The organism is Microcoleus sp. F10-B2 (genome assembly GCF_036704965.1).
Taxonomy (GTDB): Bacteria; Cyanobacteriota; Cyanobacteriia; order Cyanobacteriales; family Microcoleaceae; genus Microcoleus.
Genome location: NZ_JAUBTB010000095.1, coordinates 1 through 25,697, shown reverse-complemented (window position 1 = coordinate 25,697; position 25,697 = coordinate 1). Strand labels below are relative to the sequence as shown.

The following is a 25,697-nucleotide window of genomic DNA, read 5'->3' as shown; positions in this document are numbered from 1 at the left end:
TGTCGCTCATGTTTCTGTGTCAAAAAAGCTTTATGATGTGATATTACCACGAAGTGTTACTATTTTGGAGATGTCTATTGCTTGTGTACTCAAACGGTTGACTCAACCAGTCAGAATTAAGGTGTCTAGACCATTCTATAATTTGCCGATCCATTGTCTCCCGTTCCGCTCTCAAAACCTCAAATTCAGGATACAGTTCTTGACCGATAACAGTTACCGAAAATGGCTGAAGAGTGAAACGACCCATCCATGCTTTGTCACCATACAGTAAGTGATTCAAAGTGCCATGAATAGACTTGAAAAAGGCACCCATATCCTGTTTGCGCTGTTCATCAGGAATTGCCGAGCAAACAGAATATATTTTTTGATTCATCCAGCAATTGTACTCAGCCATTAGCTGGTAGTAGCTACCGTCGTACATATTCAACACTTAACCACATAGTTTGAACAACTTACATTATACAAATAGGTCTTTCACAAGACTCCTGACTCTAATTGGTCTAGATAAATAAATTCAGGAGCTTTAACTCCGGCTTCTTCTCGAATTTTAACCAGTCTAGGCGACTCAAAAAACGCCCTAGCATCTGCGATTGATGTCCACGCGGAGAAATGAACAATTTTGTTGGGTTCACTGTCATACTTCAAGACTTGATAGGAGCGCTCGCCAGCTTCTTTTCGGATGCTTTCAGCACGATCGAATACCTGTTTCCAAGCTTCGTAGTTTTCTACTTCATGAATAATTAATACATATTGCATAGTAATCAGCTTCTCTGAGCCTCTCAAAACTTCAAACGACTAATTTGATTAGACTAACTCACTTTATCTCCAAAGCCGAGCACAGGAGAGCGAGTAAATTATACCGTAGTGACGGTAGAAAATCCTGCCAACACCGAACAGAGCGATCGCGCTTTCCACTAAAGTAGTAAACAGTGTCTGATCTAAATAAGTGTTTCCTAAATATCGTGTCTATATTTTCTGAAGTTCCGACTGTGTGGCTGCAAATTTCCCTCGTGGGAGTCTGGCTGGGCTTGATTTTACTGGTAGCTGAGGGCTTAAATCGCTTTACTTCTGTCGATGCTGAGGTATCGCGGAAGGTGGTGCACATCGGTACTGGAAATGTGATTTTGCTGGCTTGGTGGCTGGAAATACCCGGTTGGGTGGGAATTTGGGCGGGAATTTTAGCTGCGGCGATCGCCCTAATTTCTTACCAAGTTCCGATTTTACCCAGTCTCAACAGCATCAACCGGAAGAGTTGGGGGACTTTTTTCTATGCTGTTACTATCAGCATTCTCGTCGCTTGGTTTTGGCCGCTGCAACATCAGGAATACGCTGCTTTGGGCATTTTAGTGATGACTTGGGGCGACGGATTGGCTGCTGTCATCGGCCAGAAATACGGCAAACATAGTTATCGAGTTTGGGGAATGCAGAAGAGTTGGGAAGGTTCTGCAACTATGTATTTGGTGAGTTTTGCTGTTAGCAGTTTGATTTTGCTGGCGGTTCAAGGCAATATTTGGCAAACTTGGGCGGTGTCTGCCGTTGTGGCTTTGGTTGCTGCTAGTTTAGAATCGGTTTCTAAGTGGGGAATTGACAATTTGACAGTGCCGATCGGCAGTGCTGCGATCGCCTTTTTTCTGAATCAGTTTTTGTAAATTGGGAATTGATAGGTTGGGTAGAACGAAGTGAAACCCAACCTACAATTAGTATTAACAGTCAACAGTCAACAGTCAACAGTCAACAGTCAACAGTCAACAGTCAACAATTAACTGTTGACTGTTAAACAGAATGCCTTTGCCTGCATCGCTAGAAAATCCCCGATCTGCTGCTCATCTTTCCCGTTTAGAGCCTTTAGGTGGCGTACCTTCAAAAGGCTGAACGCCACTGTTGGGATAATCGTCATCGCTCCGTCTAAAAATCCGCGAGGCTCCTTCCGAAACGTAACGCATTGCGTTTACAACAGATTTATAAAGATTCATAAAATCCGCCTCTCTTGTGTGGCTTGGGATACTTTTAGATTACTCTTATTTTTTGCCTTTGGACTACTTTAGCAATATTTATTTGAATTACTTATTAGTCTGCAACATAGAAGCAAACTGAAGGTTTTAGAAATTACGCATTTGTGGGCGATCGACCTTTTGCTGGTAGATTTTTCCTTGCTCAACTCCTGCGGTGACGATCGCACTCCCGACGCTCAGAAACCGGGTTTTCTAACTCGGTTCAAGGCTGCAACCAGATATTTTCGTCAAAAACCTGGAACGTTTGAGTGTTTGCGGTTAATTCCTGAGTTTGTTAAATTAGGTATTTTTATGGATTCTACCATAATATTCGTGCCTCCAGCCACCTAAATTCTGCTAGTCAACGCCGTACTCAAGCAATTATTCAGACAAATATCTGCAACCTTTATCAAAATTTTACAAAAAGATATGGTGTTTGTCACTATAATTAAAACAAAGAAGTTTGTTCGGGGTTTTTCTTATGGAAACTGCGACAGAAAGCCTGCACCTCACAGGTTTTGAAGAAATCTTAGAAGACGGGGAACTGACGGTTTCCCCAGCAGATTACAGCCTTTTGACCGATCTCTACCAGCTAACGATGGCGGCTTGTTACGTCGGGGAAGGGCTCGACGGGCGGGCGGCGAGTTTTGAATTGTTCGCGCGCAGGCTGCCAGAGGGTTTTGGCTACGCGATCGCGATGGGTTTGGCTCAAGTTCTCGATTATTTGGAAAAATTTCGGTTTTCTCCGGCGCAAATAGAGGCTTTGCAGTCCACTGGCATTTTTGCAGGTGCGCCGGAGCGATTTTGGACTCTACTCGCCACAGCCCGCTTTACTGGCGATGTTTGGGCGGTGCCGGAGGGGACGGCGGTGTTTGCCAACGAGCCGCTGCTGCGCATTGAGGCTCCTCTGTGGCAGGCTCAGTTGGTGGAAACTTATTTGTTGAATGCGATAAATTATCAAACTTCGATCGCGACTCGGGCTGCGCGGATGCGGGATGCAGCGGGCCCGGAGGCTAAGTTGCTGGAATTCGGGACGCGCAGGGCTTTTGGGCCTCAAGCTGCTGTGTGGGCGGCTAGGGCGGCTCTGGCTGCGGGGTTCGACGGAACTTCTAATGTTTTGGCTGCTTTGAAGTTGGGCCGCAAACCTGTAGGTACTATGGCTCATGCTTTGGTAATGGCTGTGGCGGCTCTCGAAGGCAGCGAAAATCAGGCGTTTGCAGCTTTTCACCGCTGTTTTCCCGGGGCGCCGCTGCTGATCGATACTTATAATACTGTGGCGGCGGCGCGGATGTTGGCCGATCGAGTAAATAGCGGTGAAATGCAGTTGGAAGGCGTGCGGCTGGATTCGGGCGATTTGGCGGTGCTGTCTCGGGAAGTTCGATCGATCCTTCCGGGCGTTCCAATTTTTGCTAGCGGCGATTTGGACGAGCGAGAAATTGCTAAATTAAAAAGTAGCGGCGCTTGCATTGACGGTTACGGTTTGGGAACGAAGTTGGTGAGCGGTTCGCCTGTGAACGGTGTTTATAAGTTGGTGGAAATTGACGGAATTCCGGTGATGAAGGAGGCAAGCGGCAAGGTAACTTATCCAGGAAGAAAGCAAATTTTTAGACATATTGAAAATGGGCAAATTCTCGGAGATTGTTTGGGATTGTCCGGGGAAATTATTCACAATTGCGATTCTCAATTACCATTAATGGAGTTGGTTGTCAAGGATGGGAAACGAGTGCAGAACCAGGAAAGTTTGGAGGATATTGCCAAACGAACTGCTGCTTCTGTCGCCAGTCTTCGAGCCGAAACTCGGCAACTTGACAACCCGATTTCGCCGCCAGTGGAAATTTCTCCAGATTTGCAGAGTCTCACTCAAAAAACGAAAAAGAGTCAATCGATTTTAGATTTTAGATTTTAGATTTTAGATTGAAGTCAGTAGTCAGTAGTCAGTAGTCAGTAGTCAACAGTCAACAGCGATGCCCTGAGCTCCGTCGAAGGGTCAACAGTCAACAGCGATGCCCTGAGCTCCGTCGAAGGGTCAACAGTCAACAATTCCCCATTACCGATTCCTTATGCAGAAGATTGCTCTTTTTGGAACCAGTGCCGATCCGCCTACAGCGGGACACAAAACTATCCTGAATTGGCTTTCCCAAAATTTTGATTGGGTAGCAGTTTGGGCGTCGGACAATCCTTTTAAGTCGCACCAAACTTCTCTAGAACACCGATCGGCAATGCTGCTGTTAATCATTCAAGAAATTAATTCGCCGAGACACAATCTTTGCTTGCATCCAGAACTCAGCAGTCCGAGGACGCTAGAAACTGTGGAACAAGCAAGATTGCTGTGGCCGGATGCAGATTTGACGCTGGTAATAGGTTCCGACTTGGTGGGGCAACTATCTCGCTGGTACAAATTTGAACAATTGTTAAAACAAGTGGAGTTGCTGATAGTACCGCGACCGGGTTATCCGTCAGAACAATTAGATTTGTGGCAGTTGAGGCGGATGGGTGCAAAAGTGGCGATCGCATCTTTGAGTGCTCCCAATGTTTCTTCTACCTCCTATCGGGAAACAGGAGACAGGGAAGCTCTGACTCCGACCATCGAAGATTACATCCATAGGGAGCATTTGTACGCATGGCACGAGGCACAAAAAAGAGCGAAGGTTGCTCGTTAGCTGACTTTAAAGTAGGAGTAGATAATGTTATTTTCTCCGTCGATACCGTGCAGAACCGCTTGTTGGTGCTGTTGGTAATGCGGCAAGACGAACCGTTTATTGATTCTTGGAGTCTTCCCGGTACTTTGGTGCGGCACGGAGAGTCTCTTGAAAATGCGGCTTACCGGATTTTGTCTGAGAAAATTCGGGTGAAAAATTTGTATCTGGAGCAACTGTATACTTTTGGAGAACCGGGGCGCGATCCTCGGGAACTTACCAGGGGCGATCGTTATCTTTCGGTTAGTTATTTTGCTTTGGTTCGCTTTGAGGAAGCTGAGTTAATTGCTGGCAGTGTAGTTGCGGGCGTCGGCCACCGTGTCGGGGGCATTGCTTGGTATCCCGTGCAACAAGTTCCTAAGCTGGCATTCGATCACAATCAAATTCTCGAATACGGATACCGGCGGCTGCGCAACAAACTTGAATACAGTCCGGTAGCTTTTGAAGTTTTGCCAGAACTTTTTACTTTGAGCGATTTGTATCAACTTTATACAACTATTTTGGGGGAAAATTTTTCGGATTATTCTAATTTTAGAGCTCGATTGTTAAAATTGGGTTTTTTGTGCGATACCGGTGTTAAGGTTTCGCGGGGGGCTGGCCGCCCTGCTAGTTTGTACCGCTTTGATGCGGCCGCTTTTGCTCCTTTCAAAAATAAGCCGCTGGTGTTTATCTAGCTGTTCCTTGGGTGACATTCGGGGATCAATTGAGTAACATTATAATAGAAGCTATTAAGGAGTGCGGGCGATGAAAGACCCTGATGAATGCGCTAATATTCAGGAAGTTCGGGAGGAAATAGATATCATCGATCGAGAAGTGATCGACGCTTTGAGCAAGAGATTTAAATACGTCGTCGCGGCAGCAAGGTTCAAAACAAGTGAAGCTGGCGTTAGATCGCCCGATCGCTTTCATGCTATGTTACAGCAGCGGCGCGAGTGGGCTTTAGAATCGGGTTTGAATCCTGATGTGGTTGAAAATATTTACCGGGATTTGGTAAATTATTATATTGAGGAAGAGTTGAAACATTACAAATCTGAGTAAGGTTTCTATACATTCAAATCTAGAGCTATAGGAAAGTGAGTCCGCGCGGGCGGACTGTTAGCAATATTTATGAGGTGATTTGGTGATATGAAAATTGCGATCGCACAACTCAACCCTACTATTGGTGACATCTTTGGCAACTCCAACCTAATTCTGGAGGCTGCAAAAAAAGCGGAGGTTGAGGGCGCAAACTTATTGCTAACACCGGAACTTTCCCTGATCGGTTATCCGCCGCGCGATTTGTTGATCGATCCGAGTTTCATTGCAGCCGCAGGCGCACAGTTGCAGCAACTGGCGCAAGCTTTGCCTCCCGAGTTGGCAGTCATAGTCGGCACTGCCGTACCTAATGCTAATGCGGTTCAACTAGGCGGAAAACCATTGTTTAACAGCGCTGTTTTGTTGCAAGATGGCGCAGTCAAAACAGTTTTTCATAAACGCTTGTTGCCTACTTATGATGTATTTGATGAAGATAGATATTTTGAACCTGGAGAAAACAGCAATTACTTTTCTATTGGCGAACTCAAAATCGGGGTGACAATTTGTGAAGATTTGTGGAACAATGAGGAGTTTTGGGGTAAACGCAGTTACGCGGGCGATCCTGTTTCCGATTTGGCAAAATTGGGCGTAGATTTAGTAGTGAATTTGTCGGCATCGCCTTACTGTGCCGGGAAGCGGGGAGTGCGATCGGCAATGTTGCAGCACAGCGTCATCCGCTGCGGAATACCGATTATTTACGCTAATCAGATAGGGGGAAATGACGATATTATTTTTGACGGCAGCAGTTTTGCTGTGAATCGAAAGGGTAATTTGATTCAGGTATTAGCTTCTTTTGAAACTGATTTTGCGGTGCTGGAATATGACGCAGCTAAACAAGATTTAGTTGGCAGCAATCAGCAAAGTGCAGCAGGAATTGAGGCGGCGCCGTTGAGTTTTTATCCTGCCGAGGGAGATGCTGAAATTTGGGCCGCTTTGGTTTTGGGAGTGCGAGATTATGTTCGCAAGTGCGGTTTTTCTAAAGTTGTACTCGGTTTAAGCGGCGGGATAGATTCGGCTTTGGTGGCGGCGATCGCCAGTTGCGCGATCGGGCCCGAAAATGTTCTAGGGGTGCTGATGCCTTCTCCTTACAGTTCGGATCATTCGGTTAATGATGCTTTGGAATTAGCCCGAAATCTGGGCATCGCGATCGAACTATTGCCGATCGGCGATTTGATGAAAACTTACGATCGCACTCTCGCCGATTTGTTTGTGAATACAACTTTCGGGATTGCTGAGGAAAATATTCAATCGCGGATTCGAGGCAATCTGTTGATGGCAATTTCTAATAAGTTCGGACATCTGCTGCTTTCGACTGGCAATAAGTCGGAAATGGCGGTGGGTTACTGCACTCTCTACGGCGATATGAATGGGGGATTGGCGGTGATTTCTGATGTGCCGAAAACTCGCGTTTATTCGCTTTGTCGGTGGCTGAATTCTGGCGGATATGTAGGGGCGCAGCCCCCGTCTCCACCCCTGGGAAAGGAAATTATTCCGGTTAATATTATTACTAAAGCGCCGAGTGCTGAACTGAAACCGGGACAAATTGACCGAGATTCTTTGCCGGATTACGATGTTTTGGATGACATCTTGCAGCGGTCGATCGAACATCACGAATCTGCCCAACAAATTGTCGCGGCAGGACACGATGAAGCGGTGGTTAAACGTGTAGTAAAATTAGTGAGGCAAGCGGAGTTTAAACGGCGACAAGCAGCCCCGGGTTTGAAAATTAGCGATCGAGCTTTTGGTACCGGTTGGCGGATGCCGATCGCCAAATATTCTTTCTATTAAACGCATCATTAAACGCAAAATGGTTAACATCGACGGTACTTTCGGCTTCGATTTTCTCCTGGGAACTCTCAGCAACGATACGATTAGAGGATTTGCGGGTAATGATACTGTTCGAGGTTTGGGGGGAAACGACCGAATTTTTGGCGATCGAGAAAATGATTTGCTAGCAGGAAATGAAGGCGCTGATACGCTGTCTGGGGGTCAGGGAAGCGATACAATCTATGGAGGACAAGACTCCGATTGGATGTTTGGCGATCGGGGTAACGATTTGCTAACAGGCGGCGAAGCCGGGGATATCTTGACAGGAGGCGCAGGCGATGATTTATTTGTGATTGAAAGAACCTCCGCCGCATCTACTATTACTGAAGCCGATATAATTACAGATTTTGGCAACGGCAATGATAAAATTGTCTTGACAGAAGGCATGAAGTTTAGCGATTTGGAGCTTTCTGTTTCCGACAACCAAACTATTATGAAAGATAAAAGCTCGGGTAATTATTTAGGAGTAGTTTCGGGAAACAATAATCTGACTGAATCAAACTTTATATCGCTGTTTGGCGGAATAGATAGAGGTCAGCTTTTGCCAATTTCTGTTAACACGATCGTAGCCGATCGCGCGATCGGACTGGAAGTGGCGCAAACTCCCCAAGAGCAAGCGACAGGTTTAATGTTTCGCACAGAATTGCCGGACGACAGGGGAATGTTTTTCCCCATCGAACCCGCGCGAAACGTGCGTTTTTGGATGAAAAACGTGTTTATTGAGCTCGATATGGTTTTTCTGCGGGAAGGCGTAGTGCAGGCGATAATTCCTAACGTACCGCCGTGTTTGGGCGAAACCTGCCCCAACTACGGCCCGGATGTTCCCGTTGACGGAGTTATTGAACTCAGAGGCGGAAGGGCGGCCCAATTGGGACTCAAAGTTGGCGATCGGATTCCCAATTTACCCTAAAAGGTATATGATTTTATCGCAGCATTCAACTTTTGTGCATCCAATGAACCCTATTGAATTAAAAATAATCCCCAGTCAAACTCAAGACGGTTTAGCTTACCAACTTTTGCGCTTGCGAATTGCAACTCAAGACGGTATTATCACACCCGAGGATTTACAAGGTTTGAAACTTCCTCAAAATGTTCAATTCAGCCAAGGAATTGTCATTGAAGGTAGAGGCTCAATTTGGCTGTACGGGTATTTAGTGCACGAATGCCATCCTGCGGCTTGGGTGGGATGTTACGATCCGCGATTAGAAGGTGCGGTGGTGGTAGCGACACACAAGCACGAGGTATCAGTTGGACAGGTATTAAAATTGAGTTTGCCGAGTGATTAAATTAGATTGTTTTGGGTAAATTAACCGTAATATTTGTAGGGCGGATTTTACCAACAATCTTTGATTCACATCCACAATATTTATCAATCCGCCCTCTCCTCATGTAATGTTTATTTGTAATAACTCACATCTTGCACCATTCTCAAGAACGGGCAAGATGCCCGTTCCACAAAAAAAATCATTTCTTGTGGAACAGGCATCTTGCCTGTTCATAAAATGCTTATTGAAAATGGTGCAATATCTCAGTGATAACTGAGATGTTGCACCATTCTCAAGAACGGGCAAGATGCCCGTTCCACAAAAAAAATCATCTCTTGTGGAACAGGCATCTTGCCTGTTCATAAAATGCTTAAGCTGTCGCGCATTTAAATTGTATATTCAGGGCGGGCGGAACGCCCACCCCACAAGACTTTAATTTTTTTCCAGACAATTTAAATGCAGAAAAGCTTATTGAAAATGGTGCAATATCTCAGTAATAACCTACTTACTATCGCGGGCCCAAAAAACCTTTAAGTTTCACCCTCCCAGCAATACGAAGCACTTCAAAAACTGGTTTACAAGCTGCTGCTGCTGTACTTCATCAACCTGGAATATCCTGTATATCTAGTGTGCCTGCGTAAGTCCTGAAGGATTTATCTTACCGCCTACTCTATGTGCCAGTTGCGTAAGCTCTAAAAGCTATTACTCTGCTTCACCAATCAGGGTAAATGCAGCCCAATCTCTGGGCTCGGGATGCTTTTTCATCGTGATTAGCATTGCTTGTCGCAAGGCTTGAGCTTTATTAGGATTTTGCTGCAACTGGCGATAGAATTCTGCCATTAATTCAGCGGTGGGAGCGTCGGGAACGTACCACAAAGACGCGAGGATGCTGGGAACTCCGGCAGTAATTAATGAGCGAGACAAGCCAACAACACCATCACCCGTTAGTTTTCCTCGGCCAGTATTGCAAGCACTTAAAACGACTAATTCGGCATTTAATTTTAAATCTAAGATTTCGCTGGAAGTGAGCCAGCCGTCATCATTCCCAGAGGGAGCCAGGGCGAGCGCTCCGGGTATATCTTGCCTTTTAACTTCCTTGAATAAACCATGAGTCGCTAGATGAATAATCCGAGCATTTGACATTTGTTGAATAATAGCTGTTTTCGTGGCTTGAGGGCCGATCAGTGCTTGAGTGTTGAGAAGTTTGGCAATGATTTGGGCTTCCTGTTCGCTGCCAGGGAGCGGATCTAATTGCTGCGGGGGGCTGCCAATTTTGGGCATGGTGGGATTGCCGACAACCAGGACATTTTGGGGAGAAACTTGGCGGACTTTTTGCCTTGCTTGGCGGGTTAGTTGCAAGACTTGAATGGCGGGAGCAATGATGATGGTATGTTTTTCAACTAGGTATTGACCTCGAGCATTTTGTAGGGTAGCAAAGGGAACTAAAAAGATGGATTGATGCGGAATGAAGATAACGGGATCGTTGGGTTCGGTTGGTAAAAGGTCAGCGATGGGTTCAATTAGTAATTGATAAAGTTGTTGTAATTTTGGGTTAGCGGTTTGGGAATTAGCAGGGGTTGAGTTGGGGCGATTTGTTGCTGCTTGATAGGAGAGATTATTTTCCGATGTACCCAAAGCATCGCGAGTGCCGCGAATCATGTCTGCAAAGACTGTATCTTGTTCGCTCAATCCTCTGCCAGTAGCAGCAGCGACTCTTGTGCTTTCCGTAGCTTGTCCGAGATTAATGTTGAGGGATTTGAGGTCAACAGAGCGAAAAGTAATTTCACCAGTGGGCTTGATTACCCAAATATAGAGAGCTTCATTCCAGATAGTTGAATACTCGACAAGGGTGGCGTTTTGTTCTTTAGCGATTTGTTGAATTTGTTGGATGTTGGGCGGGTTGATGGTGGTTTGAGCAGTGGGAGAAGGGGAAAGGCGAGCGGCTAGTAACTCTACAAAAGCTCTCGATCTTCCCCGTTCAGCAATTTCTAAAGCTTCATTGGTTTTCTTCAGAGCAATCAGGACTTTTTGTAAGTAGAAATAGGGGTCTATTTGCGTGTCAAAAATTGACACTTTCTGGGCATCGTCTAAATTTGCTCGGAGAGATTCTGAAACTTGTATGCTATCGAGTAGGGTTTTTTCGGCGGCTGAGAAATTGCCTTGTTGGTAGAGTGCCCAGCCTAAATTACTGAGTGCTTTTCCCTCATTTTGGCGGTCTTTAATTTCGCGGGCGATCGCCAACTGCTGCTGAGTATACTCAATGGCTTTGGCATAATCGCCGAGGTTAAGGTAAGCAATTCCCAAAATTCCTAAAGCTGTACCCTCATTTCGACGGTCTTTAATTTCGCGCGCGATCGCGAAGTGCTGCTGAGCGTACTCAATGGCTTTGGCATAATCGCCGAGCTTCATGTAAGCAAATCCCAAATTTCCCAAAGCTGCACCCTCATTTCGGCGGTCTTTAATTTCGCGGGATATTGTCAACTGCTGTTGAATGTACTCAATGGCTTTGGCGTAGTCGCCGAGCTTCATGTAAGCAAATCCCAAATTTCCCAAAGCTGCACCCTCATTTCGGCGGTCTTTAATTTCGCGGGCGATTGTCAACTGCTGTTGAATGTACTCAATGGCTTTGGCGTAGTCGCCGAGGCTAAGATAAGCAGCTCCTAAATTTCCTAAAGCTTTGCCCTCACTTTGGCGGTCTTTAATTTCGCGGGATATTGTCAACTGCTGTTGAATGTACTCAATGGCTTTGGCGTAGTCGCCGAGGTAAGAGTAAGCAGTTCCCAAATGTCCCAAAGCTCTTCCCTCGCCTTGGCGGTCTTTAATTTCTCGGTAAATAATCAGCGCCTGTTGGTAAGACTCCATAGCTGCTTCCAATTGACTCATCTGCAATTGCTGGAAACCTTGCTCTAACAATCTGTCAGCTTCCGTTTTCCGACCTGTCGGGTTCTGAGCCAAAAATTGAGGAGAAGAGATTTTGGCTTGAGCACTAGGGAGGAAAGGAAATTCGCCGCCACTCACCACGGCTAGAAGTGAGAAGAGTAACGTCGAGCCAATGGTTTGCAGTTTCATCGCTTTTACTTCCTCCGTCAGATACATCACTTGAGCCAATATAGCGGTTATCAACCGCATGAGATACAGTAAAGTTCATTAGCGTTTTGGGCTCGCACAAAGCAATCCTCTTTCATGAGGGCGAGCAACTCATAACGTTTTAAAGTAGCTCAACGCTTGGTTCAAAAACTCGCCCATTCGCTAGGGAGAGGTAAAAAGTCTAGCTTCCCTTTCTACCGATCGCGCATTTTCCTTAAAGTTGGTTAGAAAAATTGATGCGATTGAACAACTGCTTGATGAAAAAAATGATGCTACTTTAAAAGACTTATGCCAAGGCTTTCAAAAAAATATCCGAATCAAAGTCAGTATCTCTTATTACACGATCGCCCAAAAAACATTGAATCTTAATTAAAATTTATCCTTTCACAGGCAAAACGATCGCAAACTCAGTGCCAATTCCTAGCTCCGCATTCACCTCAATGCTTCCGCCATGTTTTGCGACCGCAATCTGGTGGACAATTGCCAACCCCAATCCAGTTCCTTTGCCGACACCTTTCGTCGTGAACAAATGGTCGAATATCTGCTCTTTAACTTCCTCTTTTATCCCCGTGCCGTTATCAGCAATCTTAATTTTAATGTGCGTTTCGCCCATTACCTCAGTGCAAATTGTGATGCGGTTGGGATTGGCGGCAATTTCACTAAAACTGCGTCCTAAATTTGACTCTTCTAAGGCGTCGATCGCATTAGCAAGCAGGTTCATGAAAACTTGATTTAATTGACCGGGAAAACATTCGATTTTAGGGAGATTGCCGAATTTAGTTATCACTTCGATCTGCGGGCGGTGTTCGTTTGCTTTGAGGCGGTGTTTCAAAATTAAAATAGCGCTATCAATGCCTTCGTGAATATTAAAAGGAACTTTGTAGTCTTTGTCGCCTCGGGAGAAGGTACGCAAACTGGTGCTGATGCTGGAAATGCGATCGCACCCAACTTGCATTGAATCAATCATCTTCGGTAAATCTTCCAAAATATAATCGAGGTCTATCTCTTCGGCGTGGTCTGCCATTTCCGATTTCGGTGCAGCGGAGCGATACAATTTTAAGTGTTCTATCACATCTTCTAAACTCCTTTTAGCTTCATTTAAATTGCCAGAAATAAACCCAATCGGATTGTTAATTTCGTGGGCGACTCCGGCGACTAAATTGCCCAAAGCAGACATTTTTTCGTTTTGAACGAGTTGCAGTTGCGCTTGCTGTAAATCTTTTAAAGTTTGTTCTAGCTGTTGGTTTTGCTCTTGCAAAAGTTCCGCTGCTCGCTTGCGATCGGTGGCATCAACACCTAAACCAATAATCCCGATCGTCTCACCCTGGCAATTTTTTAGCTGCACTTTCGTGACTTCTAAATAGTGTAGTTTGCCGTCAATAAATCTGAGAGTTTCGCTGGAGTAATGCGGCAAATCTTGGGCAAGGCAGGCGGCATCTGAAAGCAGACACCCCGCTGCATCCTCTCCCAGTATATCTTTGTAATGATCGACAGCTAGGAAAGCGCTCACAGGCACTCCCATATTTTGAGAAAAGGTTTTGTTCAAAAACTGTACTTTACCGCTGGGATTAATCATCCAAATCCAAATCGGAGCGACATCAATAATCGCTTGGAGCATTTGTTTCTGATCGGCAAGCTGAGCTTCGGTTCGACTGAATTTTGCTAGCGATCGCTCTAATTGTCGGCAGTAATCCTGAGATTTTTGATATAGCAGAGCATTTTGCAAACAGATGGCTGCCTGGGAACACAGGAGATTGAGAAGTTGCAGGCGATCGCGGGTAAAAACTCCTGGGGTTAACCGATTTTCCAGATACAAAATGCCGACTAAGTTGCCTCGATCGAGAATCGGCCAACACAACAAACTCTGCGGTTCGTATTTGAGGATGTAGGAGTCGGAATCCCAATCACATTTTTGAGCGATGTCCCGCACAATCACAGGTTTCAACAAGTTTTTAACGCAGTCAACAATTTTGAGGGGCAAGAGCTCGCTGTTTTCATCGAGTGTTGCGGATGATAAGTCGATCGCCCGATCGGCTCCATAATTGTCGATCGCGCTTGTAGCAGCGATTTCCCATTGATTGCCGTTTGGCAAAATCAGCGCTGCTTTGTCCGATCCTGTATTTGTCATTGCCAGTTGCATCAGTTTGGCAATCAGTCGATCGAGCTGAATTTCACTAGAGAGGGCTTGACAAGCTTTTAGCAGACTTGAAAAATTTCCAAAATCTGAGACGCTAGCCGAAACAGACGGATGAATGGATGGATGAAGCGATTGATTTGATCCAGCCGGTGTTGGACAATTAGCTAATGGATTTGCTGGGAGTTTTGCGGCTTCTAAAATCGGTTTTAACAATTGAGGATAGCGTTTTTCTAAGTCGTCAATTTTGGCTCGATCTCCCCAGCGGACATAGCAATCATAGGCATCTATCATGTAGACTCGCGCAATTTTTTCTCTTCCCAATGACAGGTAAAACTTAGCAGTGAGTTCGCAGGCAAGAGCTTCTTCATTCAAATATTCGTTAGCTTTAGCTCCGGTAATAGCTCGATCGTACAGTTCCATTGCTTCTGCTGTCTGCCCCAAAACGCGGAGCAATTCTGCCTCAACCAGATCTAACTTGTGTTGGTAATTGATCGGGGTATGGTGCGCGAATTCTTTGAGTTTTTTCTGACTGGCCCCAACGCGCTCAAGGATTTGTTGGCGCTCCGTCGGTGCGGCACCTGCATAGATTTCCAAATGTGCCAGCGCATCGTAAAAGTCGTGCATCATCGTTATTAGCATTGAAACATAATTCCCACGATAAGGTTTGCTTCCATTTCCCTGTCGGTTGAATGCGGATTACGGCTCGAAGATATCCCGAATCCGTCCCCTCTTTTTGCTAAAATTTATCGGCCTCCATCTGGCAGGTAAAAGTCAATATCAATTCAAATATTCGGATGTTTCATATATTTATAAATAACAGGGTACCGTTCGATCTCGTCGAGAATGTCTGTGCGCTTGAGGAATATTTCGACCGATGCAATTAACGACGGCTGATGCAACTTTATCGTATTTTGGCAGCACCGCCCACCGGAAATCATCCGCCACAACGACGTAGGTTTGAGAATTTTAGTGGCGGGTTGTCGGTCTTTCTCGCGCAAAAACCGATCGACAGCCGATCGAGAATCGGTGTACAATTGCGCGATCGGGCGATATCCCCGCACTACCGCAGTCAAATCTAGTGCATCTACTATTGCGTCCATATCGGCTGACCTCAACCCAGACATTAACTTCAAAAAAGTTAGTCTATCTATCTTAGGGCATAAAGAGCATAATTTTCGATCGGTCGGTCAAAAATTCCAATTATCTGTGAATGAACAACATTTTATACTTTGGCGATCGGCATTGCAGCCTGTTACTTACGTATAAGTTTCTGCGGTTAATCTCAAATGCGGTTATAATGAACCCGAAATACCGTAGGAACACAGCAGAAGCGTGTCTATAAAAATACAAGGTGTAATTAATTGAATTTAATATAGCTCGAGCGGTCAAATTTCCTAGATCTGATGTAAAAAATTTTACCTTAAAAACTCAAAATATAATATATATAAATAAAAAAAATCCCTGGTGAAATGAGTAGCACTCCAACCCCCCCTTTGTTTAAAATCCCGGCTGTTTCATTCTGCTGAAACCAACTCTACACTTTACTTCCGGGCTAATAGCCCTCCCACGGGTTAATACCGCATCAAATAGTAATATACAGTCGTCTTGAGAGGAATTTAGCTAAATTCCGACAGGGGTTTTAACCCGTGTCGGAATTTAGCTTCCAGAGAAGGAAACAGCGTTATTTGAGATTAGTCGATCGCGTTTGCCATTTTTTGGCTGCTCGTTGAGTTCTGTGAATATTTCGATTCACTTTCTACCGAACCTTATGCGAGGCATTTTCAGCGTTCTATTTTTCATTGCACGCTGCATCTGTGACATTTTATTTGCCTGTGTCGGTATTATATCTCAGAGACTCTGTACCCTCTGCTGCTCTTTCTTTGGCTCCCTGGGTGGCTTCTTTAACAATATCTTTTGCTCCCTTCAAGCCTTCGCGAGTGTTTTCTTTAAGATTAGCAAAGCCTTGTTTGGTTTTGTCGCCAAAGTCATCAGCTTTGCGCTGAGCCGTGCGAGCATCTTCCTTCACCTTTTCCCCAATTTGGTCGAGTTTGTCAGGCGCGTCGTCCGCTACCCGCCGCACGTTTTCGCCTACATTGTTGCTAGATTTGGTGTCGATGCGGTGCTGCGCTTGCTCTTTGAGAAGCTGAGCTTTTGCTTCTGCTGATGTTAACTTTTGGTTTCTGGGATCGTCATCGCTGTAGTTGTTCATGCCGCCTTTGTATTCGGAAGTTACAGCCCCACTCGGCACTTCTTCTCTAATTTTGTCGGCAGTTCTTCCTGCCACTAAATCAGTTTTTCCTGCCGTTACATCAGTTTTTCCTGCCGTTACATCTGGGCGACTGCAGGCAGTGCTCACTAATACTAAAATGCCAGCCAGAAACACTGTTAAAATTTGTACAGCTCGAATTTTTTTCAGAAATGCAGTTAGTCTCTTCATAAAAATGCTCCTTTCTATTGTGAGATGCTCAAATGCCTAGTGGTTCTGTAGATGGCTAGCATTACAAATTACCTAATTAGGCACTTAAACACTTCTTTAACTATACGAATAGAAACAGGAGCTTTTTATCTATCCCAAGTTACATTCCTCAAGTTATAGTAGAAGGAAAAAGGACAAAGGACAAAGGACAAAGGAATGGACAATCTTCGATCTTCTAGACATTATTTAAAGTCGGCACATCCCGCCCCCGACACGGAAATGTCGTTTCCCTACATGGATGTTTGATTCTCCGTGCGCGCAGTATGTTGAAATGTTTTGCGTTTTCGGCTCAAAAAAAACCTTCTAGTCAGGAACTAGAAGGAAGGTGGTGTATGATCTCAAGTACAACAAGGTCTTTAATCGCAATTGTCGCCGCACATCCCGATCGCACACATCTGTCTAATGGCTGAAAGTATCTGCACAGTGGCTAAGCATTTTGAATCGCTGTTTTTAGACTCTTGCAGAATTCGCCTATCGCTTCTAAACCCTGTTCTGGAGTACCTTGGGCCAAGCGTTTGACAAAAGCACTGCCAACAATCGCAGCGTCTGCACCCCATTCTTTCACTTGGCGAGCGTGTTCGGGTTGCGATATACCAAACCCGACGCCGATGGGTTTGTCGGTGACGGTGCGGAGTTCTTGCAGCAACTCTTTTGCTCTCGTTTCTAAGCCTTCGCGCACTCCTGTCACCCCCGTCACGCTGACTAAGTAAATAAATCCTTGAGACTGGCGAGCGATCGCTTCTATACGACTTTTGGGACTGGTGGGAGCAACTAATAATGTTAGTTCAATCCCTAATTTGTTGGCAGGTTGGATGAGACTGTCTGCTTCTTCTAAGGGCAAGTCTGGTACAACCAATCCCTGAACTCCGGCGCTTTTGATTTGCTGCAAGAAGGTTTCTATACCTCGGTACAAAATCGGGTTGTAGTATGTGAAGAGAATGATGGGCGATCGCAAATTCGGACTAACTTTCGCTACCATTTCCAGCACCGCATCTAACCGCGTTCCCCGCTGTAGAGCCCTTGTAGCGGCTGCTTGAATCACCGGCCCGTCAGCTAGCGGGTCAGAATAGGGAACGCCAAGCTCGATCGCGTCTGCACCGTTATCATCCAAAATTTGCAGTGCTTTAGCCGTTGTCTCCAAGTCTGGGTCGCCAGCAGTAATAAAAGGAATCAATGCACATTGGTTGTTCTTGCGTAACGTTTCAAAACAATTAGAAATAGTCATTAGTTATTAGTCATCAGTCATTGGTTATCAGTCATCATACATAGGATTTCCCCTCGATTGATCGCAATCAAATTTGTTGGTAGTGAGGAATTACTTCCTCATAAAACTTCCTCGGACTGAAGTTTTCACTACAAACCTATCGCGCTTATTTTAGGGAACGTGATATCAGTCATCAGTCATTAGTTAGCCGTCAATATTACTATTCATGAGTTGTTATTCCCAGTCATTAGTTCAGAGTTTATTGCTAATAACTAAACACTAATAGCTCACTAATAACTAATAACTGAGAACTAAGGACTATGGACTAATTATCTTTTTCCTGCTCTATTTCGGCTTGAAGTTTGGCTAATTCTTCAGGAGTGAGTTCATCCAGCCGCTTCTGCAAAACAGCTTCTTTGTAGTCTTGCAGTTGCTGACTGTAGGTCATATTTTGAGTCAGTGCTCGAAATAAATAAGTCACCAGCCAGCCAATCAAGCCGGCGATCAAAAACAACTGACTCCAAATCCCTGCATTCATGCTGTCGAGTCCGGCAAATTGCAGCAGCAAGTAGATAAACCCACCTGCGGCAAAAAAGCCGATACTGATTCCAATTACGTCAATACGTCGCATTTAGGCTTCTATCTGCCGCCGTTTCGGCCGAAAATTCAAAAATGGAGCTAGGAGAAACATACCTGGGAAGAAGAAGAACATCAAGAAGTACATGAAGCCGCGCTCAACAGAGGTAGCCACGTACCAGCGGCTGTTCAGGTAAGCGTAGGTAGCCGCTGGTACTACCAGGAGGTAGGTTCCTGCCAAGACGGCGTAAAGCAGTAAGGTAATATACATAGATTTGCTTTAGGGGAAAAATAACACGGTAAGTCGGTTGACACGCTCCGTTAGCTGGTTAACTATTGTACCGCTTGGGGAGATGCAGCGCGACTTTTGGGAATTTTTTGATTAGGGGTTGCGTAAATTGGGGTTTTGGCTGTAGAATAAAAGGCTGTTGCTCTTAGTGGCTCAAAACCACAGCAGCTCAACCAAAGGGGGGCGTGGCGGAATGGTAGACGCTACGGACTTAAAATCCGTTGACCCGAAACGGTCGTGTGGGTTCAAGTCCCTCCGCCCCCATCCATTTCAATCATTTGTGAGTCAACGGTTTCAGATTTATTGTCACCAAGAGTTCTGTTTTCCGCTCATCTTTCGCTCAGTTCCGCTCTTGAGAGTGGTCGAGTATTTCAAGTCTCTCCGCCCCCATAAAAATTTCGGAATTATACCTTGCAAGCGATCGTCCCCGCTGGCTTGCCATCATCGCCAACGGCAAGTGCGATCGTCCCCGCAAACAAAAACGAAGTCGCCCCGCGTTATCAACTCAGGCCGATCTAAATTTTACAGTCAAGTTTGATGAAATTCTTGTGGGGTGGGCGTCCCGCCCGCCCAAAAATACAATCTAGATTCGTAACAGCTTAGGATCGTCAATTAAATAATTTCCCTTTTTTCTTGTGGGATGGGCTCTCGTAGCCCGTCTATCGGGGACGGGCTACGAGAGCCCATCCCACAACAGTCATGAAAAGTGGATTTTATTTAATTCTCATCCCTTATGACGCAGCAACTGGCAAAGTAATCACAAATTCCGTACCCTGTCCTATTTGAGAATTTACCTCAATTTTGCCGTGATGCTTGGCAAGGATTTGATAGGAAATGGCCAATCCCAATCCAGTACCTTTGCCGATCGACTTTGTAGTAAAAAATGGGTCAAATATCTGTTGGGTACTGGCGCAGGCAATTCCCGGCCCGTTATCCCTAATCTTGACAGTGACAGTATTGTCTGCCGTAATCTCCGTGCTAATCCAAATGGTTGGCGAATAGCCTTTGTCTGCCTTTTTCACTTCCTCCAGAGCATCTATTGCATTGCAAATAATATTCATAAATACTTGATTTAGTTGCGCGGGATAGCACTCAACTTCAGGCAGCTTGCCGTATAGTTTAATAACTTGAATACCTTGTTTGAGCCGGTGATTGAGAATGACGAGGGTGCTATCAATTCCTTCGTGAATGTCGGCTAATTTCATTTTTCCGTCGTCCGATCGCGAAAAATTCCGCATGGATACGACAATTTCCCGAATGCGATCGGCTCCCATTTTCATCGAAGAGAGGGTTTTTGGCAAATCTTCTCTGAGAAATTCGAGTTCAATGTCTTCGATGCGCTCTAGAATGGCATCTGGTGGGTTTGGATAGTATTCTTGATAGAGAGTTACCAAACCTGCCAAATCTTCGATGTATTGGTTGGCATAGTCAATGTTGCCACCGATGAAGTTGACGGGATTGTTGATTTCGTGGGCTATCCCTGCAACCATTTGACCGAGAGATGACATTTTTTCGGTCTGAATTAATTGGGCTTGAGTTTGTTTGAGTTCTTGTGTATACTCGCTAACTCGCTGAATCAATTGATTGAAAGATCTCGCTAAAACTCCGATTTCGTCTTCGGTTGTGACGGGTACTTGCAGGTTAAAATTCGATTCGCGAGCGACTTGCTGAGCGACATTAGTAAGGGTTTCGAGGGGTTGGGCGATCGCGCGGCTGGTTTTGTCCGCTAGGGTGGCGGCGATGAGTGCTGAAATTAGCATACTTCCGAGAATAATTCTGTTTCGCAAACTTCCAGCTTCTTCTAATGCTTGGATTCCTTGCTGTTTGTGAATTTCTACTGTATAAATTAGCTCGGTTAAACGTTGAGCAAGGTGATTTAGTAAGATCGCCTCTTGACCGCTGCTAGTCCTCAACATTTGTAGCTGTGCGGACTCGATGCTGTTGGGCGACAAATTCCCAAATTCCGCATCTTTTAACTGCAATTTAATTAGCTTGCCGTAGTAATCAATGACAAGGGAAGATTTCTTCAAGAGAGCCTGCAATGCTGCTTCTTCTGTGGCTAGTATATCGGGATTTTCTCGTGCAAAAGATTCAATTTCTGAAATCAAGATTTTCGCCTGATTTATTTGCCCGAAAAACCGATCTTGTTCGTATTTCAGCGCCATAGTGTTTCCCAAAACGACTGGCAATCTCGCCGCGTGCGATCGGGCTTCAAATACCGTATTTTGCAAATTTTGCAGCATTTGCTGCTGCTGTTGGGCAACATTCACCTGAACTAAAGCTTGCTTGCGAAAGTAGTCTCCCAATTTCAGTCCCGCACCAGTTCCCAAAATCGCTATGCCGATAGCTAAAGCATAGCCATAGCTAATCTTTTGACCGAGCCGCAAATGGTTGGATTCTGCCTTTAGCGCAGTTAGATTAATAGTTGAAGTTTGTAACAAATGTTTTTGAGAATAGTGCTCTTGCTCTACCTTGCTATTCTTGGACTGAGTGTGGGTAAATAATAACATTGAAAGTTCCTCCCAAAACAATCAGGAGTAATTGAGCGAAGAAAAGCAGAATGCACTTATGCTGAAGGTCGAAAGCAGTTTTGAGTGTTGAATTTTGAATTTTGAATTTTTTAGCTCAAAACTCACCCCTCAATACTCAACTCTTCCCCTAGTATCTCTCTTTTTAGACTAGAGTGTTTGTGATCTCTATCAACAATCTATGTGATTATACGCAAATTTACAAAACTTAGGGTTACAGCGATTAGTATTTGTAGTCAGGTGGGACACCAGGTCCAACTATCGGTTCTCCCCGTTTTTCTTTTTCTGCCAGTTCTAGGTTTAATTCCAGCACTTTTGGTAAAATATCGTAGCTGTCAGTAAATCCGTAAGCTGCATTACATTCGCGATCGAGCTTAGCATGAAGTTTATAAAGTTGACTTGTTGGTTCTGCAAAAAACTTGTTGTAAATTTGAGTAATTCCCCAGTGTTTGACTAACATTTGTTGAGTGCGGTATTGATGCAATTCGACCGCTGTTGCCCGAATTTGCTCTACTGATTGACCAGTCGGTGTCTGGGGAAATGGGAAAGTTTCAAAGCAGGTATTGTGGATGTAAGCGATCTTGTATTATTGTTATCTTTTGTCATAGATCGCCAGGGACTGAAGTCCCTGTCTAATAGCTAAAGTCCTCTGAAGAGGACTGAAAAGAATATTTTATACTTTTTAATTTAACAATTAAGAAATCTGTTATACTATTTATTTAGTCCTATTTCAGAGGACTTGAGCTATGAGCCGGGAATTTATTCCCAGGCGGAATGTTGGGTAGCGGGTAGTAATACTATATTTTTAATAATCTTTATTATTAAATTCTAAAAATCTGTGATTGAAAACTCGACTGACACACCTACAAATAACATTCAAACTGGCTGGCACGGCCGCCTGAATTTAGCCTACGCTAACCGCAGCGATGCAACTCAAATTATTCATAATCAAATGCAAGCGCCCCTCAAGGTGCAGCGCCCGTTTTATCCTGAAGGGAAAGAGGTTTGTCACAGCGTCATCTTGCACACGGCTGGGGGAGTTGTCGGGGGCGATCGACTTTCCAGCCATTTTCACCTCCAACCCAACGCCAAAGCCTTGATTACCACGGCCGCCGCTGGTAAAATCTATCGCAGCAGCGGACTAGAATCACAACAAAATATCGACATCAAACTAGAAGCCGGTGCTAATTTAGAATGGCTGCCACAGGAAACAATAGTTTTTGACGGCGCAATATATCGGCAAAATTTGCGGGTAGAATTAGCACCAACAGCGAGGATTTTACTGTGGGAAATTACCAGATTTGGACGCAGTGCTAGGGGCGAAAAGTTCTTGTCTGGAGAATGGATCTCGCACACCGAAGTCTGGCAACAAAACAGCCCTTTATGGATTGACAGACAATTGCTCAAAGGTGGAGAAACAATGCTCGAAAGTCCTCACGGCTTGGCAGGAAAACCCGTAGTCGCCACCCTAGCTTGGGTAGGCGAACCCGTCACCACAGAGTTCGTGGAAAAAGTGCGAGATTTGCCATCTGAGGCAACAATTTATCCAGGTGATTCCACCGTCGGCGTGACTCGTATTCCTAACGGTTTGCTGTGCCGATATCGCGGTACATCCACAACCGCAGCTAGAGACTGGTTTGTCAGCATTTGGCACTTGCTGCGCTTATCTTTTTCAGAACGCCCTTGCTGTTTGCCCAGAGTTTGGATAAAATAGGATGATCTTTGAGTTTCAATGTATAATTGCCCTCCTAACTAGATTATTCATCTCTCTCTTCTGGAGACTCTGCGCTCTCTGCGCCCTCTGCGGTTAAATCATTCACAAACAACCGTAAAAGATATCATAATCAAATAATGCGATCGCACTTACAAGAATAAAAATGCAACTCACCCCCCAAGAAAAAGACAAACTGCTGATTTTCACCGCCGCCATGGTAGCAGAGCGCCGGAAACAAAGAGGTTTAAAGTTAAACTATCCAGAAGCACTAGCCTACATTTCCGCCGCCATTTTAGAAGGAGCCAGAGACGGCCTCACCGTCGCCGATTTAATGAGTTATGGAACAACTCTCCTGACGCGGGAAGATGTGATGGAAGGGATACCAGAAATGGTGCATGAAGTCCAGGTTGAGGCGACTTTTCCCGATGGAACTAAACTCGTTACAGTACACGATCCGATCCGTTAAAAAATCAACCACAGAGACTCACAGGAGGAAAAAATGATTCCAGGGGAAATGATTGTTTTAGCAGGTGAAATAGAACTCAATGCAGGTCGTGAAACACTAAGTTTGCTGGTAGGAAATAAAGGCGATCGCCCGATACAAGTCGGTTCCCACTACCATTTTTACGAAGCTAACGAAGCCTTAGAATTTAATCGAGAACAAGCAAAAGGAATGCGATTGGATATTCCGGCGGGAACAGCAGTTAGATTTGAACCGGGAGATGAAAGGGAAGTGCAATTAGTACCTTTTGTAGGTAGTCGTGAAGTCTACGGCTTTAATGGAAAAGTGAATGGTGAGTTAGATGGATGAGAGAGAATTGGACTATTATCAATAAAAATGAAGTAAGGAGTGCATTAATATGAGTTATAGAATGGATCGCCGCGCCTACGCGGAAACCTTCGGCCCCACAACTGGCGATCGCGTGCGTTTAGCCGATACAGAATTATTCATAGAAGTTGAAAAAGACTTCACAACCTACGGGGATGAAGTTAAATTTGGTGGTGGCAAAGTGATCCGCGACGGCATGGGACAGTCGCCTATTTCTAATGCTGACGGCGCAGTTGACACGGTAATTACTAATGCTTTAATATTAGATTGGTGGGGAATTGTCAAAGCAGATATTGGGATTAAAGAAGGCAAGATTTTTAAAATTGGCAAAGCCGGAAATCCTTATATTCAAGATAGGATAGATATTATTATCGGGCCCGGTACAGAAGTAATTGCCGGCGAAGGAATGATTCTCACTGCCGGGGGAATTGATACTCACATTCACTTTATTTGTCCGCAGCAAATTGAAGTGGCGATCGCCTCCGGCATCACTACCATGATCGGCGGTGGCACTGGCCCCGCAACGGGTACAAACGCCACCACTTGCACTCCCGGGCCTTGGCATATGTACCGAATGCTGCAAGCAGCCGAGGCTTTTCCCGTAAATCTAGGATTTTTAGGTAAAGGAAATAGCAGTCAACCCCAAGCATTAATTGAACAAATATTGGCCGGTGCAATGGGTTTGAAACTCCACGAAGATTGGGGAACTACACCAGCAACGATCGACACTTGTTTGAGTGTAGCTGACGAGTACGACGTGCAAGTTGCAATTCACACCGACACTCTCAATGAAGCGGGATTTGTCGAAGCCACAATTGCCGCTTTCAAAAATCGCGCGATCCACACTTACCACACCGAAGGTGCCGGCGGCGGACACGCACCGGATATTATTAAAGTCTGCGGGCAAGCTAATGTTTTGCCCTCGTCAACTAACCCGACTAGGCCTTATACTGTCAACACATTGGAAGAACATTTAGATATGTTGATGGTGTGTCACCATTTAGATCGGGGCATTCCTGAAGATGTGGCTTTTGCTGAATCGAGAATTAGAAGGGAAACTATTGCTGCTGAGGATATTTTGCACGATTTAGGTGCGTTTAGCATGATTTCTTCTGATTCTCAGGCGATGGGAAGAGTTGGGGAAGTGATTATTCGGACTTGGCAAACGGCTCATAAAATGAAGGTTCAAAGGGGGAATTTGGACGGGCAAGATGCCAGTTCCACAGGTGATTTAGACGGGCAAGATGCCCGTTCCACAGGCGGAGAAAATGACAATTTTCGGGTGAAGCGGTACATTGCAAAATATACAATTAATCCGGCAATAACTCACGGAATTAGTCAGTATGTCGGTTCGGTGGAAGAGGGAAAGTTGGCGGATTTGTGTTTGTGGCGGCCTGCTTTTTTTGGGGTGAAACCGGAACTGGTAATTAAAGGAGGGGCGATCGCCTACGGGCAGATGGGAGATGCTAACGCCAGCATTCCTACACCGCAACCGGTGCATATGAGGCCGATGTTTGGGAGTTTTGGCGGTGCGATTGGGGCGACTTGTCTGACGTTCGTTTCGCAAGCTGCGCGCGATCGAGATATTGCCGCACAGCTAGGTTTGCAAAAGCCAACTGTAGCAGTTTCCGGGACACGGCAAATTAGTAAAAGAGATATGAAACTCAACGATTATTTGCCACAAATCGAAGTCGATCCAGAAACCTATGAAGTGAGGGCGGATGGGGAATTACTGACTTGCGAACCGGCAACTGTTTTGCCAATGGCGCAGAGATATTTTCTGTTTTGATTGGCATACCAAATCCGGCTTTGTTATTCCCTCTTCGCGGACTAAAAGATCGAGTAGGAACAGGCAAGATGCCTGTTCCACAAACAGTAATACCATTTCTGGAAAATCGTGCAACACTCTTCGACCCCCCCTAGCCCCCCTGACAGGTGTAGGTTTTTTACAACTAGGAGGAGTTACAAGCATAGAAGGCATCTACAGGAGTGTGAGGGAAGGAG

At 45.2% G+C, this 25,697-nt stretch carries 25 protein-coding genes and 1 tRNA gene; 14 read left to right on the top strand and 12 right to left on the bottom strand.

What is annotated here, in order from left to right:
- Positions 1-43: 43 nt before the first annotated feature.
- Both QUA99_RS26965 and QUA99_RS26960 read right to left on the bottom strand, forming a co-directional pair.
- Positions 44-421, bottom strand: a complete 378-nt coding sequence (locus QUA99_RS26965; RefSeq protein ID WP_333242548.1) for a DinB family protein — start codon at positions 419-421, stop codon at positions 44-46.
- Positions 422-474: 53 nt separating this feature from the next.
- Positions 475-756 carry an antibiotic biosynthesis monooxygenase gene (locus QUA99_RS26960; protein ID WP_333242550.1) on the bottom strand — a complete coding sequence of 94 codons (282 nt, stop codon included), beginning with the start codon at positions 754-756 and terminating at the stop codon, positions 475-477.
- 206 nt (positions 757-962) lie between these two features.
- Here QUA99_RS26960 and QUA99_RS26955 point away from each other — a divergent pair, with 206 nt between their 5' ends.
- Entirely contained in the window at positions 963-1,649 is a 687-nt protein-coding gene (locus QUA99_RS26955; protein WP_445251046.1) for a diacylglycerol/polyprenol kinase family protein, read from the top strand.
- 174 nt (positions 1,650-1,823) lie between these two features.
- On the opposite strand, the gene QUA99_RS26950 is transcribed toward QUA99_RS26955, so the two are convergent.
- On the bottom strand, positions 1,824-1,973 hold the full coding sequence (locus tag QUA99_RS26950; protein WP_333242553.1) for an isochorismate synthase: 150 nt from the start codon (positions 1,971-1,973) through the stop codon (positions 1,824-1,826).
- 141 nt (positions 1,974-2,114) lie between these two features.
- On the opposite strand from QUA99_RS26950, the gene QUA99_RS26945 reads away from it, so the two are divergent.
- The 8 genes from QUA99_RS26945 (at position 2,115) to crn3 (ending at position 8,874) form a co-directional block, all read left to right on the top strand.
- Complete coding sequence (locus tag QUA99_RS26945; RefSeq protein ID WP_333242556.1) at positions 2,115-2,342, top strand: hypothetical protein; 228 nt, start codon at positions 2,115-2,117, stop codon at positions 2,340-2,342.
- A 130-nt stretch (positions 2,343-2,472) separates the two neighbouring features.
- Positions 2,473-3,897 carry a nicotinate phosphoribosyltransferase gene (locus QUA99_RS26940; RefSeq protein ID WP_333242559.1) on the top strand — a complete coding sequence of 475 codons (1,425 nt, stop codon included), beginning with the start codon at positions 2,473-2,475 and terminating at the stop codon, positions 3,895-3,897.
- A gap of 154 nt (positions 3,898-4,051) precedes the next feature.
- Positions 4,052-4,651 (top strand): nicotinate-nucleotide adenylyltransferase, encoded by a 600-nt coding sequence (locus QUA99_RS26935; RefSeq protein WP_333242562.1) that lies wholly within the window; start codon positions 4,052-4,054, stop codon positions 4,649-4,651.
- On the top strand, positions 4,612-5,361 hold the full coding sequence (locus tag QUA99_RS26930; RefSeq protein WP_333242565.1) for an NrtR DNA-binding winged helix domain-containing protein: 750 nt from the start codon (positions 4,612-4,614) through the stop codon (positions 5,359-5,361). The genes QUA99_RS26935 and QUA99_RS26930 overlap by 40 nt, the downstream gene beginning before the upstream one ends.
- Before the next feature lie 70 nt (positions 5,362-5,431).
- Positions 5,432-5,725 carry an isochorismate lyase gene (locus tag QUA99_RS26925; protein WP_333242568.1) on the top strand — a complete coding sequence of 98 codons (294 nt, stop codon included), beginning with the start codon at positions 5,432-5,434 and terminating at the stop codon, positions 5,723-5,725.
- An 87-nt stretch (positions 5,726-5,812) separates the two neighbouring features.
- Positions 5,813-7,549 carry an NAD+ synthase gene (locus QUA99_RS26920; protein WP_333242571.1) on the top strand — a complete coding sequence of 579 codons (1,737 nt, stop codon included), beginning with the start codon at positions 5,813-5,815 and terminating at the stop codon, positions 7,547-7,549.
- Between the two features lie 19 nt (positions 7,550-7,568).
- Positions 7,569-8,498 (top strand): DUF192 domain-containing protein, encoded by a 930-nt coding sequence (locus QUA99_RS26915; RefSeq protein WP_333242574.1) that lies wholly within the window; start codon positions 7,569-7,571, stop codon positions 8,496-8,498.
- Positions 8,499-8,541: 43 nt separating this feature from the next.
- Positions 8,542-8,874, top strand: coding sequence for a CRISPR-associated ring nuclease Crn3/Csx3 (gene crn3 / locus QUA99_RS26910; protein WP_333242577.1), 333 nt, complete (start codon positions 8,542-8,544; stop codon positions 8,872-8,874).
- A gap of 681 nt (positions 8,875-9,555) precedes the next feature.
- Here crn3 and QUA99_RS26905 read toward each other — a convergent pair.
- The 7 genes from QUA99_RS26905 to ndhL form a co-directional block, all read right to left on the bottom strand.
- Positions 9,556-11,922, bottom strand: coding sequence for a CHAT domain-containing protein (locus QUA99_RS26905; protein WP_333460483.1), 2,367 nt, complete (start codon positions 11,920-11,922; stop codon positions 9,556-9,558).
- Positions 11,923-12,316: 394 nt separating this feature from the next.
- On the bottom strand, positions 12,317-14,716 hold the full coding sequence (locus QUA99_RS26900; RefSeq protein WP_333242587.1) for an ATP-binding protein: 2,400 nt from the start codon (positions 14,714-14,716) through the stop codon (positions 12,317-12,319).
- Positions 14,717-14,859: 143 nt separating this feature from the next.
- Positions 14,860-15,177 carry a hypothetical protein gene (locus QUA99_RS26895; protein WP_333242590.1) on the bottom strand — a complete coding sequence of 106 codons (318 nt, stop codon included), beginning with the start codon at positions 15,175-15,177 and terminating at the stop codon, positions 14,860-14,862.
- Between the two features lie 722 nt (positions 15,178-15,899).
- Positions 15,900-16,514 carry a DUF6658 family protein gene (locus tag QUA99_RS26890; RefSeq protein WP_333242592.1) on the bottom strand — a complete coding sequence of 205 codons (615 nt, stop codon included), beginning with the start codon at positions 16,512-16,514 and terminating at the stop codon, positions 15,900-15,902.
- A gap of 466 nt (positions 16,515-16,980) precedes the next feature.
- Positions 16,981-17,778: a tryptophan synthase subunit alpha gene (trpA, locus tag QUA99_RS26885; RefSeq protein ID WP_333242594.1), complete on the bottom strand. Its 798-nt coding sequence runs from the start codon at positions 17,776-17,778 to the stop codon at positions 16,981-16,983.
- Between the two features lie 304 nt (positions 17,779-18,082).
- Positions 18,083-18,388: a DUF3007 family protein gene (locus QUA99_RS26880; protein WP_333242597.1), complete on the bottom strand. Its 306-nt coding sequence runs from the start codon at positions 18,386-18,388 to the stop codon at positions 18,083-18,085.
- The gene (ndhL, locus tag QUA99_RS26875; protein WP_333242600.1) at positions 18,389-18,604 is read right to left on the bottom strand and encodes an NAD(P)H-quinone oxidoreductase subunit L; all 216 of its coding nucleotides are present in this window, start codon (positions 18,602-18,604) and stop codon (positions 18,389-18,391) included.
- Between the two features lie 197 nt (positions 18,605-18,801).
- Here ndhL and QUA99_RS26870 point away from each other — a divergent pair.
- Positions 18,802-18,886 (top strand) — tRNA-Leu (locus tag QUA99_RS26870).
- A 467-nt stretch (positions 18,887-19,353) separates the two neighbouring features.
- Here QUA99_RS26870 and QUA99_RS26865 read toward each other — a convergent pair.
- Positions 19,354-21,132 (bottom strand): ATP-binding protein, encoded by a 1,779-nt coding sequence (locus tag QUA99_RS26865; protein ID WP_333242603.1) that lies wholly within the window; start codon positions 21,130-21,132, stop codon positions 19,354-19,356.
- 241 nt (positions 21,133-21,373) lie between these two features.
- Positions 21,374-21,610, bottom strand: a complete 237-nt coding sequence (locus QUA99_RS26860; RefSeq protein ID WP_333242606.1) for a hypothetical protein — start codon at positions 21,608-21,610, stop codon at positions 21,374-21,376.
- Between the two features lie 378 nt (positions 21,611-21,988).
- Between QUA99_RS26860 and QUA99_RS26855 the strand changes: the two genes are divergently transcribed.
- The 4 genes from QUA99_RS26855 (at position 21,989) to ureC (ending at position 25,482) form a co-directional block, all read left to right on the top strand.
- Complete coding sequence (locus tag QUA99_RS26855) at positions 21,989-22,864, top strand: urease accessory protein UreD (RefSeq protein ID WP_333242608.1); 876 nt, start codon at positions 21,989-21,991, stop codon at positions 22,862-22,864.
- 163 nt (positions 22,865-23,027) lie between these two features.
- Positions 23,028-23,330, top strand: coding sequence for an urease subunit gamma (gene ureA / locus QUA99_RS26850; protein WP_333242611.1), 303 nt, complete (start codon positions 23,028-23,030; stop codon positions 23,328-23,330).
- Positions 23,331-23,363: 33 nt separating this feature from the next.
- Positions 23,364-23,675 (top strand): urease subunit beta, encoded by a 312-nt coding sequence (locus QUA99_RS26845; protein WP_333242614.1) that lies wholly within the window; start codon positions 23,364-23,366, stop codon positions 23,673-23,675.
- A 49-nt stretch (positions 23,676-23,724) separates the two neighbouring features.
- Complete coding sequence (gene ureC, locus QUA99_RS26840) at positions 23,725-25,482, top strand: urease subunit alpha (RefSeq protein WP_333242617.1); 1,758 nt, start codon at positions 23,725-23,727, stop codon at positions 25,480-25,482.
- The last annotated feature ends 215 nt before the right edge of the window (positions 25,483-25,697 follow it).

Bases quoted from the DNA above. Each gene is read 5' to 3' on its own strand.
- QUA99_RS26860 (WP_333242606.1), bottom strand. From the start codon at position 21,610: ATGTTAGTCAAACACTGGGGAATTACTCAAATTTACAACAAGTTTTTT.
- QUA99_RS26920 (WP_333242571.1), top strand. From the start codon at position 5,813: ATGAAAATTGCGATCGCACAACTCAACCCTACTATTGGTGACATCTTT.
- ureA (WP_333242611.1), top strand. From the start codon at position 23,028: ATGCAACTCACCCCCCAAGAAAAAGACAAACTGCTGATTTTCACCGCC.
- QUA99_RS26940 (WP_333242559.1), top strand. From the start codon at position 2,473: ATGGAAACTGCGACAGAAAGCCTGCACCTCACAGGTTTTGAAGAAATC.
- QUA99_RS26935 (WP_333242562.1), top strand. From the start codon at position 4,052: ATGCAGAAGATTGCTCTTTTTGGAACCAGTGCCGATCCGCCTACAGCG.
- ureC (WP_333242617.1), top strand. From the start codon at position 23,725: ATGAGTTATAGAATGGATCGCCGCGCCTACGCGGAAACCTTCGGCCCC.
- QUA99_RS26965 (WP_333242548.1), bottom strand. From the start codon at position 421: ATGTACGACGGTAGCTACTACCAGCTAATGGCTGAGTACAATTGCTGG.
- QUA99_RS26925 (WP_333242568.1), top strand. From the start codon at position 5,432: ATGAAAGACCCTGATGAATGCGCTAATATTCAGGAAGTTCGGGAGGAA.
- QUA99_RS26880 (WP_333242597.1), bottom strand. From the start codon at position 18,388: ATGCGACGTATTGACGTAATTGGAATCAGTATCGGCTTTTTTGCCGCA.
- QUA99_RS26895 (WP_333242590.1), bottom strand. From the start codon at position 15,177: ATGGACGCAATAGTAGATGCACTAGATTTGACTGCGGTAGTGCGGGGA.
- crn3 (WP_333242577.1), top strand. From the start codon at position 8,542: ATGAACCCTATTGAATTAAAAATAATCCCCAGTCAAACTCAAGACGGT.
- QUA99_RS26845 (WP_333242614.1), top strand. From the start codon at position 23,364: ATGATTCCAGGGGAAATGATTGTTTTAGCAGGTGAAATAGAACTCAAT.
- QUA99_RS26865 (WP_333242603.1), bottom strand. From the start codon at position 21,132: ATGTTATTATTTACCCACACTCAGTCCAAGAATAGCAAGGTAGAGCAA.
- QUA99_RS26890 (WP_333242592.1), bottom strand. From the start codon at position 16,514: ATGAAGAGACTAACTGCATTTCTGAAAAAAATTCGAGCTGTACAAATT.
- QUA99_RS26900 (WP_333242587.1), bottom strand. From the start codon at position 14,716: ATGCTAATAACGATGATGCACGACTTTTACGATGCGCTGGCACATTTG.
- QUA99_RS26950 (WP_333242553.1), bottom strand. From the start codon at position 1,973: ATGAATCTTTATAAATCTGTTGTAAACGCAATGCGTTACGTTTCGGAA.
- QUA99_RS26960 (WP_333242550.1), bottom strand. From the start codon at position 756: ATGCAATATGTATTAATTATTCATGAAGTAGAAAACTACGAAGCTTGG.
- QUA99_RS26905 (WP_333460483.1), bottom strand. From the start codon at position 11,922: ATGAAACTGCAAACCATTGGCTCGACGTTACTCTTCTCACTTCTAGCC.
- QUA99_RS26915 (WP_333242574.1), top strand. From the start codon at position 7,569: ATGGTTAACATCGACGGTACTTTCGGCTTCGATTTTCTCCTGGGAACT.
- ndhL (WP_333242600.1), bottom strand. From the start codon at position 18,604: ATGTATATTACCTTACTGCTTTACGCCGTCTTGGCAGGAACCTACCTC.
- trpA (WP_333242594.1), bottom strand. From the start codon at position 17,778: ATGACTATTTCTAATTGTTTTGAAACGTTACGCAAGAACAACCAATGT.
- QUA99_RS26930 (WP_333242565.1), top strand. From the start codon at position 4,612: ATGGCACGAGGCACAAAAAAGAGCGAAGGTTGCTCGTTAGCTGACTTT.